The sequence below is a fragment of the Serratia sp. PF-27 genome, assembly GCF_030053255.1.
Lineage (GTDB): Bacteria > Pseudomonadota > Gammaproteobacteria > Enterobacterales > Enterobacteriaceae > Serratia > Serratia bockelmannii.
This window is the reverse complement of the sequence record NZ_JASGBT010000015.1, coordinates 105,561-122,759: the sequence shown is the minus strand read 5'-3', so window position 1 is coordinate 122,759 and position 17,199 is coordinate 105,561. Positions and strand designations below refer to the sequence as shown.

18 protein-coding genes and 1 other annotated feature are annotated in these 17,199 nt (G+C 56.9%); of the genes, 2 read left to right on the top strand and 16 right to left on the bottom strand.

Going from position 1 to position 17,199, the window contains the following annotated elements; translation table 11 throughout:
- Window positions 1–231 precede the first annotated feature (231 nt).
- From btuD to QMZ29_RS05470, 14 genes are all read right to left on the bottom strand, one after another.
- Window positions 232–987 (bottom strand): vitamin B12 ABC transporter ATP-binding protein BtuD, encoded by a 756-nt coding sequence (gene btuD, locus QMZ29_RS05535; RefSeq protein ID WP_049205168.1) that lies wholly within the window; start codon window positions 985–987, stop codon window positions 232–234.
- A gap of 5 nt (window positions 988–992) precedes the next feature.
- A complete protein-coding gene (locus QMZ29_RS05530; protein ID WP_025302621.1) occupies window positions 993–1,544 on the bottom strand; it encodes a glutathione peroxidase in 552 nt (183 codons plus the stop codon).
- Between the two features lie 45 nt (window positions 1,545–1,589).
- The gene (gene btuC, locus QMZ29_RS05525; protein WP_060432948.1) at window positions 1,590–2,597 is read right to left on the bottom strand and encodes a vitamin B12 ABC transporter permease BtuC; all 1,008 of its coding nucleotides are present in this window, start codon (window positions 2,595–2,597) and stop codon (window positions 1,590–1,592) included.
- A gap of 179 nt (window positions 2,598–2,776) precedes the next feature.
- A complete protein-coding gene (locus tag QMZ29_RS05520) occupies window positions 2,777–3,205 on the bottom strand; it encodes a DUF2502 domain-containing protein (RefSeq protein WP_197780559.1) in 429 nt (142 codons plus the stop codon).
- A gap of 553 nt (window positions 3,206–3,758) precedes the next feature.
- Window positions 3,759–4,055: an integration host factor subunit alpha gene (gene ihfA, locus QMZ29_RS05515; RefSeq protein ID WP_004931414.1), complete on the bottom strand. Its 297-nt coding sequence runs from the start codon at window positions 4,053–4,055 to the stop codon at window positions 3,759–3,761.
- 4 nt (window positions 4,056–4,059) lie between these two features.
- Window positions 4,060–6,447 (bottom strand): phenylalanine--tRNA ligase subunit beta, encoded by a 2,388-nt coding sequence (gene pheT / locus QMZ29_RS05510; protein ID WP_049205172.1) that lies wholly within the window; start codon window positions 6,445–6,447, stop codon window positions 4,060–4,062.
- Between the two features lie 14 nt (window positions 6,448–6,461).
- Window positions 6,462–7,445: a phenylalanine--tRNA ligase subunit alpha gene (gene pheS / locus QMZ29_RS05505; RefSeq protein WP_043143373.1), complete on the bottom strand. Its 984-nt coding sequence runs from the start codon at window positions 7,443–7,445 to the stop codon at window positions 6,462–6,464.
- Between the two features lie 187 nt (window positions 7,446–7,632).
- Window positions 7,633–7,755, bottom strand: a sequence feature (Phe leader region).
- Complete coding sequence (gene pheM / locus QMZ29_RS05500; RefSeq protein ID WP_121626058.1) at window positions 7,707–7,751, bottom strand: pheST operon leader peptide PheM; 45 nt, start codon at window positions 7,749–7,751, stop codon at window positions 7,707–7,709. Its footprint overlaps the feature before it by 45 nt.
- A 113-nt stretch (window positions 7,756–7,868) precedes the next feature.
- Window positions 7,869–8,225, bottom strand: coding sequence for a 50S ribosomal protein L20 (gene rplT / locus QMZ29_RS05495; protein ID WP_004931417.1), 357 nt, complete (start codon window positions 8,223–8,225; stop codon window positions 7,869–7,871).
- A gap of 43 nt (window positions 8,226–8,268) precedes the next feature.
- Window positions 8,269–8,466 (bottom strand): 50S ribosomal protein L35, encoded by a 198-nt coding sequence (gene rpmI / locus QMZ29_RS05490; protein ID WP_004931418.1) that lies wholly within the window; start codon window positions 8,464–8,466, stop codon window positions 8,269–8,271.
- 98 nt (window positions 8,467–8,564) lie between these two features.
- On the bottom strand, window positions 8,565–9,116 hold the full coding sequence (infC, locus tag QMZ29_RS05485) for a translation initiation factor IF-3 (protein WP_048233542.1): 552 nt from the start codon (window positions 9,114–9,116) through the stop codon (window positions 8,565–8,567).
- 3 nt (window positions 9,117–9,119) lie between these two features.
- Complete coding sequence (gene thrS, locus QMZ29_RS05480; RefSeq protein WP_025159696.1) at window positions 9,120–11,048, bottom strand: threonine--tRNA ligase; 1,929 nt, start codon at window positions 11,046–11,048, stop codon at window positions 9,120–9,122.
- Window positions 11,049–11,266: 218 nt separating this feature from the next.
- Window positions 11,267–11,890: a hypothetical protein gene (locus QMZ29_RS05475; RefSeq protein ID WP_261425730.1), complete on the bottom strand. Its 624-nt coding sequence runs from the start codon at window positions 11,888–11,890 to the stop codon at window positions 11,267–11,269.
- 240 nt (window positions 11,891–12,130) lie between these two features.
- Window positions 12,131–13,180 (bottom strand): AAA family ATPase, encoded by a 1,050-nt coding sequence (locus tag QMZ29_RS05470; protein ID WP_164062554.1) that lies wholly within the window; start codon window positions 13,178–13,180, stop codon window positions 12,131–12,133.
- Window positions 13,181–13,403: 223 nt separating this feature from the next.
- Between QMZ29_RS05470 and QMZ29_RS05465 the strand changes: the two genes are divergently transcribed.
- Window positions 13,404–13,631, top strand: a complete 228-nt coding sequence (locus QMZ29_RS05465) for a hypothetical protein (RefSeq protein WP_025302614.1) — start codon at window positions 13,404–13,406, stop codon at window positions 13,629–13,631.
- A 107-nt stretch (window positions 13,632–13,738) separates the two neighbouring features.
- On the top strand, window positions 13,739–14,425 hold the full coding sequence (locus QMZ29_RS05460) for a MarC family NAAT transporter (RefSeq protein WP_025302613.1): 687 nt from the start codon (window positions 13,739–13,741) through the stop codon (window positions 14,423–14,425).
- A 36-nt stretch (window positions 14,426–14,461) separates the two neighbouring features.
- Here the strand turns inward: QMZ29_RS05460 and QMZ29_RS05455 are convergent, their stop codons facing one another.
- Both QMZ29_RS05455 and QMZ29_RS05450 read right to left on the bottom strand, forming a co-directional pair.
- Complete coding sequence (locus QMZ29_RS05455; RefSeq protein WP_261425726.1) at window positions 14,462–15,595, bottom strand: ABC transporter substrate-binding protein; 1,134 nt, start codon at window positions 15,593–15,595, stop codon at window positions 14,462–14,464.
- A gap of 150 nt (window positions 15,596–15,745) precedes the next feature.
- The gene (locus QMZ29_RS05450) at window positions 15,746–17,029 is read right to left on the bottom strand and encodes an SLC5/6 family protein (protein WP_060433875.1); all 1,284 of its coding nucleotides are present in this window, start codon (window positions 17,027–17,029) and stop codon (window positions 15,746–15,748) included.
- Window positions 17,030–17,199: the final 170 nt, after the last annotated feature.

The window sequence follows — 17,199 nt, the reverse complement described above, 5'->3', positions numbered from 1 at the left end:
TAGGAAGGTGCCGTCATCATTAATTTAAATTTATTATTAAAATCAATTTCTTATATTTATTAATAATTATTTACTTATTTTATTTTTGCCGAATCAAGCGTAGCACGTCATCGACGTTTTTCAAGAAAATCCACGAGAAAATGAGAGGCAGCACAATAATAGCCGATGATTACCCGGATATTTATATTCACTACGTTTAGTTTTCGTTTACATTTATGCCGCCGGGGCGAATTAAGCCGTGCGGGTCATGATCCAACGCTGGTTCCCCACCCATTGCAGGTGGAAATCCACTTCATAGATCTGCGACAACAGTGCGGGCACCATCACCTCACGGGTGATGCCCTGCGCGACCAACTGCCCAGCGTGCAACAACCAAACCCGATCGGCCTGCTGCAGGGTATGATTCAGATCGTGCGCACACACTAGCGCGCTGCGCCCACTTTGGCAGAATTCGCGCAGCAGGCGATCCAGCGCAACCTTTTGCGCCACATCCAGGCTATTGGTCGGTTCATCCAGCAACAACAATCGGCTATGCGGGTTGACGCTGGGCCACACCTGCAGCAATACCGCCGCCAGTCGCACCCGTTGCCATTCTCCGCCGGAAAGCTGCGCCAGCATGCGTGACAGTTTATCCACCAGCTTCAACCGCTGGCACAGATAGAGGATGGCTTGCTCCACCTCAGTTTGCGCCGCGCCGGCAGGCCGGTGCAACGCCAAATACTGAAACACCGGCATGAGCGACACCGGCGGCTGTTGCTGGCTGAGATAACCGCGTCGGTGCGCCAGCTCGTCGCCCGAATAACCGGACAGCGCGCGTCCGTCCAGGCAGACTTCGCCCTGCCCCGGCAGCATGCCCGCCGCCCGGGCCAGCAAGGTGCTCTTCCCTGCGCCATTTGGGCCGATCAGGTGAACCTGCAACCCGCCGTCAATCTGTGCCGTAAAAGGCGCCAGGCGCCCCGCCACCCCAACCTCAACGAGTTGCAGCATCCGTATTATCCCGCCAGCGCTTGTTTCACCGCCGCCACCAGCGCCGGATCCTCTGGCGTGGTGTCAGGCGAGAAGCGCTGGATCACCGTGCCGTCGCGTGCGATAAGGAATTTCTCGAAGTTCCACAGAATATCGCCGGTGTGCTTCGGCGCACGCCCTTTGCTGGTCATCCGCGCCAGGAACTCGCTGCCTTCCGGGGCGACAGCTTCCGGCTGGGCGGCAATCAACGCCTGATACAGCGGATGACGGCCTTCGCCGTTCACCTCAATCTTGGCGAACATCGGGAATTGCACGCCGAAGGTTCCGCGGCAAAACGCCAGGATCTCTTCGTTGCTGCCCGGCTCCTGACCCAGAAATTCATTGGACGGGAACCCCAGAACTTCCAGCCCCCGATCGCGATAGGTTTCGTACAGCGCTTCCAGCCCTTCGTACTGCTTGGTCAGGCCGCACTCCGAGGCTACGTTGACCACCAGCAGCACCTTGTCCTGATAGCTCCCCAGCGTGGTGGCCTGATTCTCGATAGTCTGTAACGGCAGATTGTAGATTGGCTTACTCATCGGTTGTCATCCTTTGGTTTTTTAATGGCAGGTGAATAAAGAAAACTACCTTACGCCCTTTGTCCGGGTCAGTAACCAGATAAATAGCGGCGCCCCCAGCGTGGCGGTCACCACGCCGATCGGCAGCTCGGCCGCCAGCAGCGCAACGCGGGCCACCACATCGGCCACCAGCAACACGCCGGCCCCCGCCAGCGCGCAGGCCGGCAACAGATAGCGCTGGTCAGTCAGGCCCGTAAGCCGCAAAATATGCGGGATCACCAGGCCGACGAAGCCGATCACCCCGGCCAGCGCCACGCTGACACCGACCAGCCAGCCGATCGCCAGCACCAGCAGATTGCGCCACAGATGCAGCGACAGCCCGAGCTGTCGCGCCTGCACCTCGCCCAGCGCCATCAGATTGAGCACCCGCCCCTGGCCACACAGCCACAGCAACACCGGCAGCAGCGCCAGCACCAGCCACTTTTGGCGCCAGTCTACGCCACCGAAGCCGCCCATCATCCAGTACATCAGCTGCCGCAGATCGAGACTGGTACTGAAATAAACTGCCCAGGTCATCAGCGCGCTACATACGATGCCCAGCGCCACGCCGACCAGCAACAACCGCGCATTGGTCAAGCGTCGCCGGCGAGCAAAGCCCAACAGCAAGAAAGTCATCGCCAGCGCACCGACTATCGCGGCGGCGCTCAACAGCGCCACCGGCAACAAACCGTGCCCCAACAACACCGTCAGCACCAGCGCGACACCGGCGCCGTTAGCGACGCCCAGCAGACCGGGCTCCGCCAGCGGGTTTTCAAACAGCGCCTGCATCACCGCGCCCGCCACCGCCAGGGCAGCGCCGACCAGCATCACCGCCAGCGCGCGCGGCAAGCGCAGTTGCCAAACGAACAGTTGCGCCCGTTCGCTGAACCATTCTGACGGCCATATCCATTGGTCGCCGGCGCAAAGGCTGAACAATAAAGCCACCGCCACGCCCAGCGCCAACAGACTGACCTGGCGTTTATCGCAGTAACGTTGATGTTGCAACAGTAAGGTGAAGGTACGGCTGGTTGGCATGGCGCGGCGATTCCCTGCCGGCCGCTGTCGTGGCCGGATAATTGACGTCTGAGTCGAATATTAGGGGGTTAACGCCGCAAGGGGAAGCCTTGCGTAGGCGATGGCGCAGGAAAGCAGCAGCTGGTCCTGCCCGTCATCGCAACGATGATGGCAAAACCAGCCGCCGATAAACTCAGGGATTAACGATGCGGGCCGGCGTTGCCCGGTGGATAAGGCTGACCGCGGGCGTCATCACGGCGGTCATGGTCACCACGATCGTCATGACGGCGGTCGTGGTCGCGATTATCGCGATCGCCGTGGAACGGATTGCCGCTGCGTGCCGGCTGGCGATGTTCATAGCCACGCGGCGGCGAAGGTTGCCAGCGTCCGCCGTCCCAGTACAGACCGCGCGCATTGCGCTCCCCCAGACCTCGGCCCTGGTGCGCATGCCACCACTGCGGTGGGCGCCAGTCGTAGCCATCCCAGTAGTAGCCGCGGCGGTCCTGATCCCCCAGGTGCAGAGAAACGCCCGGCACGTTGATATCGACGGACACATCGGCCTGCGCCGCCAGCGGCAGCGACAGCGACAGCGACAGCGGGATACACACCAGCAACAGGATTTTTTTCATTTTACCTTCTCACTCTATTTTTCTTGCTGCAGTGGTTATATCAGCGCATTTATTTAACGACTATCTCATCGATACCTATTTTCAGATCGTTTTCGACGGCCTTACACAATCCCTACACTGTTTGCCGCCGCCTTTAATTATCATAGCCACTGACAAGGCTTAACGAATTGCTGACATCGCTTAAGCGACGCGAAAATTATAATTAACCGGATTCCCATCGGAGGATAATAAAATGATTAAACGTATAGGTAGGTTGTTAGCCGTTGTAGCCTTGGCCTCAAGCCTCAGCGCCTGCTGCTGGGGCCCTCACTGGGGCGGCGGCCACCGCGGCGATGGCCCTGGCCATTATTACGGCCGTTACTGAGGAGAGAAAATAGATTCACTCATCAACAATAATAAGATATAAGAATATTCCGCAACTGAGGTTAAATTAATTCCTCCATACCGACTTAACGAACAAATTTAATAGTCGCCTTGAGAATTAGGAATAAACTGAATTTTGTCCCAGAAAAGAAAAAGGCCGCGCAAGCGGCCTTTTTTGATGTCACGTCACTCACCCTTTCGGGCTGGCGTTTTCTACCCGGCTTTTCAGCTTCTGCCCCGGACGGAAGGTCACCACGCGGCGCGCCGTAATCGGAATGTCTTCGCCGGTCTTCGGGTTACGCCCCGGACGTTGGTTCTTGTCACGCAGATCAAAGTTGCCAAAACCCGACAGTTTTACCTGTTCGCCATTCTCAAGGGCCCGACGGACCTCTTCAAAGAACAGTTCCACCAGGTCTTTGGCGTCCCGTTTGCTAAGCCCAAGCTTCTCAAACAGGTGTTCTGACATTTCAGCTTTAGTAAGCGCCATAGGTTCAATCCCTCAAGGATGCTTGGAATCGCTGTTTTAGAGCCTCTACGCATTTTGCAACGGTAGCGGCTATCTCCTCTTCTTCCAGTGTACGAGCGGTATCCTGCAATACCAGACTGATAGCCAGGCTCTTGTCACCTTCTGCCACGCCCTTGCCACGGTACACGTCAAACAAGTTTACGCCAACTACCTGATTTGCGCCAACTTTCTTACACTCGGCCAAAATATCTTCTGCGGGGACGTTTTCAGCCACCACAACAGCGATATCACGGCGGTTTGCCGGGAAGCGCGAAATCTCCCGCGCCTGAGGCACGGCGCGGCTCGCAAGCTTGTTCCACTCCAGTTCAAACACCACGGTGCGGCCGTTAAGATCCAGTTTACGTTCAAGTTCCGGGTGAACCACACCGATGAAACCAACGCGTTCGCCGTGCAAATAAATCGCCGCACTTTGCCCTGGATGCAGGGCCGGATTGGCTTCCGCCCGGAACTGAATTTCGGATAATTTACCGGTCAGCTCGAGGACAGACTCCAGATCCCCTTTTAAATCATAGAAGTCGACGGGCTTGCGCGCCAGATCCCAATGTTCATCGTGCGTATGGCCGGCGATCACGCCTGCCAGCATGACGTCCTGACGGATACCCAGATTTGCCGCACTATCAGGCACAAAGCGCAGGCCGCTTTCGAACAGGCGCAGACGCGTCTGCTGGCGGTTCTGGTTGTACACTACCGCGGACAGCAGGCCGGTCCACAGTGACAGGCGCATGGCCGACATTTCGACCGAAATCGGGCTCGGCAGGATCAGCGCTTCTTCATTCGGATGCAGCAACGCCTGCACTTTCGGATCGACGAAGCTATAGGTGATCGCTTCCTGATAACCGTGATCGACCAGCATGGTCTTCACGCGCTTGAGCGTCAGATCGGCTTCGCGATGCTGGGTCATCACCAGATCGGCACGCACCGGCACATCCGGGATGTTGTCGTAGCCGTAAACACGCGCCACTTCTTCCACCAGATCCTCTTCGATCTCCATATCAAAACGCCAGCTCGGCGCGATCGCTTGCCAGCTGTCGCCCTGCTCGGTCACCTGGCAACCCAGGCGGCGCAGAATGTCGCTGACCTGCTCGCTCGGCACCACGTGGCCGATCAGGCGATCCAACTTCTCGCGGCGCAGCGTGATGGTGGCGCGCTTCGGCAATTCGTTTTCATCGGTCACGTCAATAATCGGACCGGCCTGGCCGCCACAGATGTCGAGCAGCAGGCGCGTGGCGCGCTCCATCGCTTTGTACTGCAGCGCCGGATCGACACCGCGCTCATAGCGATGAGAAGCATCGGTGTGCAGGCCGTGACGGCGCGCGCGACCGGTGATCGACAGCGGGCTGAAGAAAGCGCACTCCAGCAGCACGTCCTGGGTTTCCCCGTTGACGCCGGAATGCTCGCCGCCGAAGATGCCGCCCATCGCCAACGCTTTTTGATGATCGGCGATCACTAAGGTGTCGGCGTTCAGTTTGGCTTCGTTACCGTCCAGCAGCGTCAAGGTTTCCCCTTCTTCCGCCATGCGCACCACGATGCCGCCGTCGATGCGGCTCAGATCGAAGGCGTGCATCGGCTGGCCAAGTTCCAACAGCACATAGTTGGTGACGTCGACGACGGCATCGATAGAACGGATACCGCAACGACGCAGTTTTTCACGCATCCACAACGGGCTTGGCGCCTTGACGTCGATGCCTTTCACCACGCGGCCCAGATAACGCGGGCACGCCTGCGGCGCGTCAACGCGGATCGGCAGCGTGGCGTCGATAGTGGCAGCCACCGGGCTCATATCCGGCTCGGTCAGCGCAACCTGGTTCAGTACGCCCACGTCACGCGCAACGCCGATGATGCCCAAGCAGTCGGCGCGGTTCGGCGTGACGCTGATCTCGATGGTGTTGTCGTTCAGTTTCAGATAGTCGCGGATGTCGGTGCCGATCGGCGCATCCAGCGGCAGCTCAATGATGCCGTCATGATCGTCGGAAATGCCCAGCTCGGAGAATGAGCACAGCATGCCTTCCGAAGGCTCGCCGCGCAGCTTGGCGGCCTTGATTTTGAAGTCGCCCGGCAGCACCGCGCCCACGGTGGCGACCGCCACTTTCAGGCCGGTGCGGCAGTTCGGCGCGCCGCAGACGATGTCGAGCAGGCGATCGCCGCCTACGTTAACCTTGGTGACGCGCAGTTTGTCGGCGTTCGGGTGTTGGCCGCACTCGACCACTTCGCCCACCACAACGCCGTTAAACGCGCCGGCAACCGGGTCCACGCCGTCCACTTCCAGACCGGCCATGGTGATTTGATCGGATAATGCTTCGCTGCTGATGGCCGGGTTTACCCACTCGCGCAACCAGAGTTCACTGAATTTCATGTGATATTCCCGCCTTACTTAAACTGTTTGAGGAAACGCAGATCGTTTTCGAAGAATGCGCGCAGGTCGGTGACGCCGTAACGCAGCATCGTCAGGCGCTCCATGCCCATACCGAAGGCGAAGCCGGAGTAAACTTCCGGATCGATGCCCACGTTGCGCAGCACGTTCGGATGCACCATGCCGCAGCCCAGCACTTCTAGCCATTTGCCGTTCTTGCCCATCACGTCCACTTCAGCGGACGGTTCGGTGAACGGGAAGTAGGACGGACGGAAACGAACCTGCAGGTCTTCTTCAAAGAAGTTATTCAGGAAATCGTGCAGCGTGCCCTTCAGGTTGGTGAAGCTGATGTCTTTATCGACGATCAGCCCTTCCATCTGGTGGAACATCGGGGTGTGAGTCTGATCGTAGTCGTTACGATAAACGCGGCCCGGCGCAATGATGCGGATCGGCGGCTGCTGGTTCTTCATGGTGCGGATCTGCACGCCGGAGGTCTGAGTGCGCAGCAGGCGCGTGGCGTCGAACCAGAAGGTATCGTGGTCGGCGCGCGCCGGGTGATGCCCTGGAATATTCAGTGCGTCGAAGTTATGGTAATCGTCTTCAATCTCCGGGCCGGTAGCGACGGAGAAGCCCAGCTCGCCGAAGAAGGTTTCGATGCGGTCGATGGTGCGGGTCACCGGGTGCAGGCCGCCGTTTTCCATGCGACGGCCCGGCAGGGAGACGTCGATGGTTTCAGCCGCCAGGCGCGCGTTCAGCGCGGCGCTTTCCAGCGCGTTCTTGCGCGCGTTCAGGGCGTCTTGCACCTCTTGCTTGGCCTGGTTGATCACCGCGCCGGCCGCCGGGCGGTCTTCCGCCGGTACGTCGCGCAGAGACTGCATCTGCAAGGTGAAATGACCTTTCTTGCCAAAATATTCGACGCGTACCAAATCTAACGCGGCAACATCCTGGGCATCTTCTACGGCTGCCTTGGCACTGGCAACCAGCTCTGCGAGATGTGGCATTGCTTTCCTCTTCCTCTGGCCGGGATGGCCCTAAGTAATTGTTATCTATTATTCGAACACGCCTTTGAGCAATCTTCAAAGACTTTTCAATGCGTTGTCGGCCGGATGGCTCACCTGCGCGGCACAGGGCCGGCTGAGTACCCGCCGTTCTCACCGCAACGCTTTGCAAGGCGAGCCGATGGCCAAAAACAAAAAAGCCTCCACGAGGGAGGCTTAGGCGCTACTTTTCGTTTCTTTTCTTACGCGCAAAGCCTCCTGAAATCAGGCGCTAAAGTAAAAAAAGAAACGAAAAATAGCTGCGTGCATGATTGCGGTACCTTGTCGATGATTGACCACCAGTGATATAGCGGCGGGCAATGAAAGTCAATATTTGTCGCTGAAAACAAAGATTAAAAGAGGGAGCAAGCTCCCTCTTCTACTGACTTACGCCAGAGCTGCTTTCGCTTTCTCAACCAGTGCGCCGAAGGCCACTTTGTCGAAGACTGCGATGTCAGCCAGGATCTTACGGTCAATTTCGATCGACGCTTTTTTCAAGCCGTTGATGAACTTGCTGTAAGACAGACCGTTCTGACGAGCAGCTGCGTTGATACGTGCAATCCACAGCTGACGGAACTGACGCTTACGTTGACGACGGTCACGGTAAGCATACTGGCCTGCTTTGATTACTGCCTGGAAGGCAACACGATATACGCGCGAACGGGCACCGTAGTAACCTTTCGCCTGCTTCATAATTTTCTTGTGACGTGCGCGTGCAATTACACCACGTTTTACGCGAGCCATATGCTCTCTCCTAAAGTCTTATTCTAAATTCAAAAAAAATGGCTTATGCGTACGGCAGGCACGCGGTAACCAGGACCAGATCGTTTTTAGACACCATGCCTTTCGGACGCAGGTGACGTTTACGCTTGGTTGCTTTTTTGGTCAGAATATGACGCAGGTTGGCATGTTTACGCTTAAAACCACCGCTGCCGGTTTTTTTGAAGCGCTTGGCTGCACCACGTACAGTTTTAATCTTTGGCATTTTAATTAAATCCACTTCGCATTGTTAAACAACGAATCAGTTGGGCGAATAAAACCCACACAGCGCAAGCGCCGCGCGGGTTCCATTACTTGTAAGCCTTACTGTTTCTTCTTAGGAGCGAGCACCATAATCATCTGGCGGCCTTCGATCTTCGTAGGGAAGGATTCGACCACTGCCAGATCCATATCTTCACACAGGTCTTTACGGACGCGGTTAAGCACTTCCATACCGATCTGCTGGTGCGCCATCTCACGCCCACGGAAACGCAGGGTGATTTTGGCTTTATCGCCATCTTCCAGAAAGCGAATCAGGTTGCGTAGTTTGACCTGATAGTCGCCATCATCGGTGCCAGGACGGAATTTGATTTCCTTAACCTGGATAACTTTTTGCTTCTTCTTCTGTTCTTTCGTCGACTTGCTCTTCTCGTAGAGGAATTTGCCGTAATCCATGATTCGGCAAACTGGCGGTTCGGCATTTGGGCTGATTTCTACTAAATCAACGCCCGCTTCCTCAGCTTTTTCAAGAGCTTCATTCAGACTGACAATACCAATCTGCTCGCCATCGACGCCGGTTAGGCGAACTTCTTGCGCGCGAATTTCTCTGTTAATGCGATTAGGACGCGCCGGTTGAACTCGTTTTCCGCCTTTAATACTTTATTCCTCCAGTTGATGAAGACTACGGCTGCGAATCTCTTTCAGCAGCTTGTCTACGACTTCGTTTACGTCCAGGCTTCCCAAGTCTTTGCCACGGCGGGTACGAACGGCAACTTTGCCTGCTTCGACCTCTTTGTCACCGCACACCAACATGTAAGGGACTCGACGTAAAGTATGTTCGCGAATTTTAAAGCCAATCTTCTCATTTCTCAAGTCCGCTTTCACGCGAATACCTGCATCCTGCAGTTTTTTGGTCAATTGCTGGACGTAATCAGACTGGCTATCGGTGATATTCATCACCACCACCTGCACCGGAGCGATCCAGGTCGGGTAAAACCCGGCATATTCTTCGGTAAGGATACCGATGAAGCGTTCCATGGAGCCCAAAATGGCGCGGTGAATCATTACCGGCACGACGCGATCGTTGTTTTCGCCAACGTACGATGCGCCCAAACGGCCCGGCAAGAAGAAATCGAGCTGCACGGTACCACATTGCCATGCGCGATCCAAACAATCATGCAGGGTAAATTCAATTTTCGGTCCGTAGAAGGCGCCCTCACCCGGCTGATATTCAAACGGAATGCCGTTCTCGGTCAGCGCGGCGGCCAGGTCTTCTTCCGCACGGGTCCACATGTCGTCGGTGCCGATGCGTTTTTCCGGACGCGTGGACAGCTTGACGGCGATCTTGTCGAAGCCGAAAGTGCCGTACACGTCATACACCATGCGGATACATTCGTTCACTTCGGCGCGCACCTGCTCTTCGGTACAGAAGATGTGGGCGTCATCCTGCGTGAAGCCGCGCACGCGCATCAGGCCGTGCAGGGAACCCGAAGGCTCGTTGCGGTGGCAACTGCCGAATTCACCCATGCGCAGCGGCAAATCACGGTACGACTTCAGGCCCTGGTTGAAGATCTGCACGTGACCCGGGCAGTTCATCGGCTTGATGCAGTATTCGCGGTTTTCCGACGCGGTGGTGAACATGGCGTCTTTGTAGTTTTCCCAGTGGCCGGTTTTTTCCCACAGCACGCGGTCCATCATGAACGGACCTTTCACTTCCTGGTACTGATACTCTTTGAGCTTCATGCGCACGAAGGCTTCCAGCTCGCGGAAGATAGTCCAACCGTCGTTGTGCCAGAACACCATACCCGGCGCTTCTTCCTGCATGTGATACAGGTCGAGCTGTTTGCCGATCTTGCGGTGATCGCGCTTGGCCGCTTCTTCCAGGCGTTGCAGGTAGGCGTTCAGCTGCTTCTTGTCTGCCCAGGCGGTACCGTAGATACGCTGCAGCATTTTGTTTTTGCTGTCGCCGCGCCAGTAAGCGCCGGAGGTTTTCTGCAGTTTGAAATGGTGGCAGAAACGCATGTTCGGCACGTGCGGGCCGCGGCACATGTCGACGTATTCTTCGTGGTGATACAGACCCGGACGATCGTCATGGCTGATGTTCTCATCCAGGATCGCCACTTTATAGATTTCGCCGCGCTCAGCGAAGGTGTCACGGGCTTCTTGCCAGCTGACCTTCTTCTTGATGACGTCGTAATCCTTATCGGCCAACTCGTGCATCCGCTTTTCCAGCAGATCCAGGTCTTCCTGCGTCAGGGTCCGGTCGATGTCCACGTCATAATAAAAACCGTTGTCGATCACCGGACCGATCGCCATTTTGGTATCCGGCCACAGCTGCTTGATCGCATGACCCAGCAGGTGCGCGCAGGAGTGGCGCATGATTTCCAGACCGTCTTCATCTTTGATGGTGATGATGGCCAACTGCGCATCCGATTCGATCAGATCGCCGGCGTCAACCAGCTCGCCGTTGACGCGGCCGGCGATACAGGCTTTCGCCAGGCCAGGGCCGATATCGCGCGCGACATCCATCGGGGAAACGGGGTGGTCGAAATGACGCTGACTTCCGTCAGGAAGGGTAATAACAGGCATTAATAATTCCTTATCTACAGTGGTGACCCACACGACAGATCACATGCAGTACGAAAATTGGATTTTGGGTTTGGTCAGCCAGGTTTCAGATCTCGCCCACAATTGCCAGATTGAAACCTCACTGGGTATACAGAATGGAACGCATACCTTCTCAGCCGCATTCGGCTAAGCGAATAGTATCACTAAAATTGTTCCGGATAAATAAAGTGCCACCGCCCTCACACTTTCGCCTCATTCGATGCCAAAACGCCTTTCAGATAGCTGAGGGTAGCCAACAGACACAGGCCGTAGCCCAACAGTTCGCACCCCTCTTCCACCATGTTTTTCACCACTCGGTTGTAGCCGTCCAGCATCAGCGTTTGCCACAGCGCGCTCATGCCGAACAGGCGTGAAAACACCAGAATGCACAGCAGGCCGGCGCACATCATGCCGTAGCCGGGATGCGTCACGAAATAGACCAGACCGCGCACCGTGGCCGCAATATGCCGTGCCGCATGCCACAGGCAGGCCAGGGCGACCGCCAGTGCGAACCACACCCAGGCGCCATGCCACAACGCATCGAACGCGAAGTCCATCTCGCGGATCAGCATGCAGAGAAAGAAGCCGCCAACCAGCAGCCAGGCGGAACGCCGTTCAGCCTGTCGCCGGGCAGCGGCGAAAAAACCGCCGGAGATGGCGAGCAGCAACAGTTCCTGTGCCGCTTCGGTCAGCGAGGTTTCATGAACGAAGTTATGCAGCCAGTGCACGTCGATAAACACCAGGCCGACCAATGCCGCCATGAAGGCGGCGGAAAGCGCGAATGCGCCGATTTTCCCCAGTAAAAGATGCAGTTCTTGTTTCATAATCACACTCATTATTATTTACAGCGCATCTATGGTATCCACCTGTTCTCAGGGATCGTGGCAATTGGTGCCTAATGCCCTGAGCCACGCGAAAGGTGGTCGTTAATTACGCCGAAACAATAAAAAAACCCCGACACCTGGGCCGGGGTGGGGCCAGTCTTTCCTGGCTGTCACTTCATCGTCGTTAATATTCCAGGCTCTCATCCCTCTATCATCGAGACGCGCAAAGGAGCCCGAAGATTACGCCTGCGCAGGTGATACCGCGATACGGCGGGCATTGGTGTTAACGCCCCACAAGCCGGCCAACGCACTGACCACTGCGCCAATCAACAGCGCAAAGAATGACCATAATGCAGCCCGCGACAATTCGTCTGCAGCAGCGGCAGCCTGTTCGCGCGCCTTCTGTTTCAGCTCCACATACTCCTGTTTTGCCTGATTGATTTTTGCTTCGGCGTCATCCAAACGCTGATTAACCAGCTGTGCAGTTTTATTTTTGGCTTCGACCAAATTCTTCACCGTCTGGTCCACTTCCTGCGGCGTCATATCGGTATTTTCTGCCAAGGCCTTTTTCAGGGCGTCTTGATCCACATCTTGCGAGATGGCCTCACCCTGTTTTTTAAGCTTGGCGACCAGTTGATTAATAATGGCGTCGCTATTGTCAGGCTGAAGTGCCAGGGCTTTTACTGCGTCCGCCAAATCAGTTTTGGCCGCATTCAACTGCTGTTGCATGAATTCAGGCTGCAATGATGGGATACCGCTTTTTTTAAGCGCCGTAACCACATCGTCTTGCAGCTGTTCAGGTTCCAAGGTTGTGTCAATGCCCAACTTGTCAAACACTTTACCGCCGGCGTCCGCCAATCCGGATGCCCCTTTGCCAATCGCTGAACCGGCGCCGGAGAGCAAGCTGCCGGAGGTCGAAGCGATAGCGCCCAGCGCATTGCCGGTCGCCTTCACTGCAGACCCGACCAGCATCCCACCCAGTACCGCCGCCACAATCAGTGACGTAGCCCAGACCAGGAAGCCATGAATAAGTCCGTCATTAGCAGCCAAACGCCCAGCAATAAAAGCGCCGGCGGCCAAACTAATAATGATTGAAACAGCGGACCAAATCACTACGGTGGTACCGGCGCCGTTTATCGGATCGTCTGATGTCGGATCCACGATGGAGAATCCAAGACTGGTGCCTAACGTCGACAGCAGCAGTGAAACAGCCAATACGGTGATCACGCCGCCGATGACGCTGCCCCAGGAGATTTTTTTCGCCGCTACCCATTCTTTTGCCACTTCCATAGTAAAACTCCTTTTAAGTTTTCGGTTATAAAGAAATGCCAGAAAGCCTTACCATTATAGACTCTCTTCATCAATCAGGCGGTTAAAGGGTGAAAACAGTTAAAAATAATTAATGATAATAACATCAAGAGTGCGTCTACTCTCAGCGGCGATACGCTGACAGACCGTCTTAGCATCACTATTCTTACGCTATCCACCAGTGAACAGGGTCTTAGCGCAAAACATGAACCGGTTACTCGCAGCCCTCATCGTGGCGTGCGCGGCATTGGCGACGTTATATGGGCTGGTGCATTTTGGCGCACGTTCGGTGCCGCGCGCGATTGCGGTCAACGAGGCGCCGTTGGGGTGTGAGGATGAACCTGAGCTCGCCGGCGAGTGCGGCGATGACGATGAGGCTCCCGCCGACGAATTTCGCCGGCCGGCGACGCTGAACGCCCGGGCCGACGGTTAATTAACGTTACGAGCTATCCCCATTGCCGCCAGGCGTACGGCAGGCTAGGCTGTTCAGCTCATGGGCCGCCGTTTGGCGGCTTGAACGTTGCACAGGGAGTCTATTTTATGACGGGTATTTTGCAGTTATTCCAGGCCATCGGACTGGGTTTGGTGCTGCTGTTGCCGCTGGCCAACCCGCTGACCACGGTGGCGTTGCTGCTCGGGTTGTCCGGCAATATGACGCGCGAAGAGCGTAATCAGCAGTCGCTGATGGCCTCGGTTTATGTGTTCTGCATCATGACGGTGGCGTTTTACGCCGGGCAGGTGGTGATGAACACCTTCGGCATTTCGATCCCCGGCCTGCGCATCGCCGGCGGCCTGATCGTCGCCTTCATCGGTTTTCGCATGCTGTTCCCGCAGCAGAGCCCCGAAGACGCGCCGGAGGTGGAGAGCAAGTCGCACGAGCTGCGCCACAAGACGTCGGCCAACATCGCCTTCGTGCCGCTGGCCATGCCGAGCACCGCCGGGCCGGGCACCATCGCGATGATCATCAGCTCGGCATCGAGCGTCAAAGCGAACTCGCTGGGCTTTGAACCCTGGGTGTTGGCCGTGGCGCCGGTCGCCATCTTCCTGACGGTCGCGGTGATCCTGTGGGCCTGCCTGCTCAGTTCCGGCGCCATCATGCGGTTGGTGGGGAAAAGCGGCATCGAGGCGATCTCGCGCCTGATGGGGTTCCTGCTGGTGTGTATGGGGGTACAGTTCATCATCAACGGCGTGCTGGAGATCATCTCCACCTATACACCGACCGCCTGATCATACAAAACGGGCGCGACATCGCGCCCGTTGCCGTTATTTCCCCGCCGGCGCCTGCGCGCCCAAAATGCCCTTGCCTTCCGGCACTTCGGTAAAGCGGCTGAGGATCTCGCTGTAGGTCTTGGCCGGATCCAGATCCGGGAACTGCGCCGGATAGATAAACTTCGCCAGATACTCCAGCCCGACGATGTTGTACGGGTGGTTGTAGAAGTTATGGTAGATGCCGTAGAACCGCCCTTCCTTCACCGCCGACAGCTGCGCGAACCCCGGGCGCTGTTTCATGCGGTTGAAAGCCTCATCCACCTGCTGCTGCGTCACGCCATAGCCGAACGGCACTGCGGCGTTGGTCTTGCTGGCCCACTGTGAGCCGGAAACGATGTAGGCATCCGGCTTCATGCTGATCACTTTCTCCAGCGCCACATCGCCGGTCGCCCCCGGCAGCAGCGCAGATCCGATGTTGCGCGCGCCGACCGCCTCGACCAGCGCCCCCCAACCGACATGGGCATGGGTAAAGCAGCAGGATTCCAGCCCGTTCAGGCCGGCCTTGGCTTCAAAGAACACCAGCGGCTTGGGTTCCACCGCCTGCGTCTTGGCCAGAATGGCCTGATAGTGCTGCTGATAATAATCGGTATATTGCTTGGCCTCACTTTCGCGGTTGAGGGTTTCCCCCAGCAGCGTCACGCTTTTGGGCGTGTTTTCCACCGGCTTGAGCATGGTGTCGATAAACAGCACCGGTACGTTCAGCGCCTTCAGCTTATCCAGCACGCCAGTTTGGCTCAGCGACGGTTTGGAGCGCAGCTGGGCGATCATCAGGTCGGGGCGTTTGGCGATCACGCTCTCCAGATTCACTTCACCTTTGTCGCTGAACCCCATATCGATGATGTTTTTCGCCGCCGGCCATTTGCTCTGCAAAATATCCCAGGTCGCCGCGTCGCTTTTCTTCAATAAGTTATTCCAGGCCACCAGCCGGCCGAACGGGTTGGCGCGATCGAGCAGCGCCAGCGTGAGAATGTCGCGCCCGTCCTGCACCACGATGCGTTTCGGCTCCTGCGGGAGGGTGACCGTCTGGCCGGAGGTGTCGGTCAGGGTCAACGGATAGGTAGTGGCCATCGCCGGAGAGGCGAGTAAGGCGGCGCAGACCAGCGCCGGCAAAGTGATTCGACGGTGCACGAAAGACTCCTTAGTCATGAATATATTCAGGAAATACTAATGAGAATGGCTTGCATTATCAAAGATAACGCCCAGCATGCCGGCGATTAATTGCAAAGGGATGTGTAAAGGAAGGATAAGAGGCGCACCGGAGCCGGCGCGCCCAGGGGATCACATCAGGCCGTAGATCAGCGCCGACAGCGCAATCAAGCCCATCACCAGCACGAAGACGTTGCTCGCCGCGCGATATTGGCGCATGGCCGGCACCGCACGCACCGCGTACATCGGCAGGATGAACAGGATCGCCGCAATCAGCGGGCCGCTGATGGTTTCGATGATGTGCAGCGCGCTGGGGTTCCACACCGTCGCCGCCCAGGTGAGCAGGAACAGTGCCACCGCCGAGATGTGGTGCGTCATGCGCGAGCTGAGCGGCTTGCCGACCGCGCGCGTGACGCCATCGATCAGGCTGGTCGCCCCTTCCGTCACCCCCAGCGAGGTGCCGAGATAGGATTTAGCCATTGCCAGCATTGCCATCACCGGGCCGAGATAGGCGATCAGCGGGTTGGAAAACTTGTTGGCCAGCGTGGTCAGCACCGTGATGTTCTGATCTTTCGCCTGCTGCATGTCTTCATGGGACAGGCTCAGCACGCAGCTGAACACGAAAAACAGCACGGTAACGCAGATCAGCACATAGCTGTAGCGCATGATGCGCGCGCAGCGGCGCTCCGCCTTGTCGCCATACAGGCTCTTCTGGGTCGAGGCGAAGGAGGAGATGATCGGCGCATGGCTGAAGGAAAACACCATCACCGGCACCGCCAGCCACAGTGAATGCCACAGCCCCGGCGTGTCGAAGCGGGTGGTGGCCAGGCCGTGCACGAAGTTGGCGGTATTCCAGCTCGGCATCAGGTACAGCGAAATACCCATCAGGAACACCAGCAGCGGGAACACCAGCATGCCCATCGCCGCCACGATGCTGTCTTTGCCACGCAGCAGCACCAGATTGAGCACTACGACCACCGCCAGACTCAGCCAGATACGCGGCAGCGGCGCCACGTGGAACTGGTGGATCAGGAAGCTGTCCAGCGCGTTGGTGATCGAAATGCTGTACACCAGCACGATCGGGAAGAACGCCATCAGATACAGCATCATGATGATTTTTCCGGCCAGCACGCCGAAGTGTTCCACCACCACATCGTGAATATTGCCGTCGCGGCTGGAGCCAGAAAGCACGAAGCGGCTGAGCGCGCGGTGCGGCAAATAGGTCAACGGGAAAGCGAACAGCGCCATCAACAGCAGCACCAGCGGGCCGTTCAAACCGGCGTTGATCGGCAAGAACAATGTGCCGGCGCCCACCGCGGTGGCATAGAGACCGAACATCCAGACGGTGTCGGTTTTGTTCCATTTGGCAGGCTGAGCGGCCGTCAGCGTGCCTGAATCGGGAGAAATCGTACTCATGAGACAGTCTACCTTAATCTGCAGCGCCAACGATTGCGCCTAACGGGATATCCTTCTCCGCGAATTTTTTAATAGTAATCAGTGAATTAAAGCGATATTTCATACTTACGCCTGATGAAAGGACGGCAAAGGATAATGAAAAATCCGCTGCGGGTCTATGTTTTATCGGC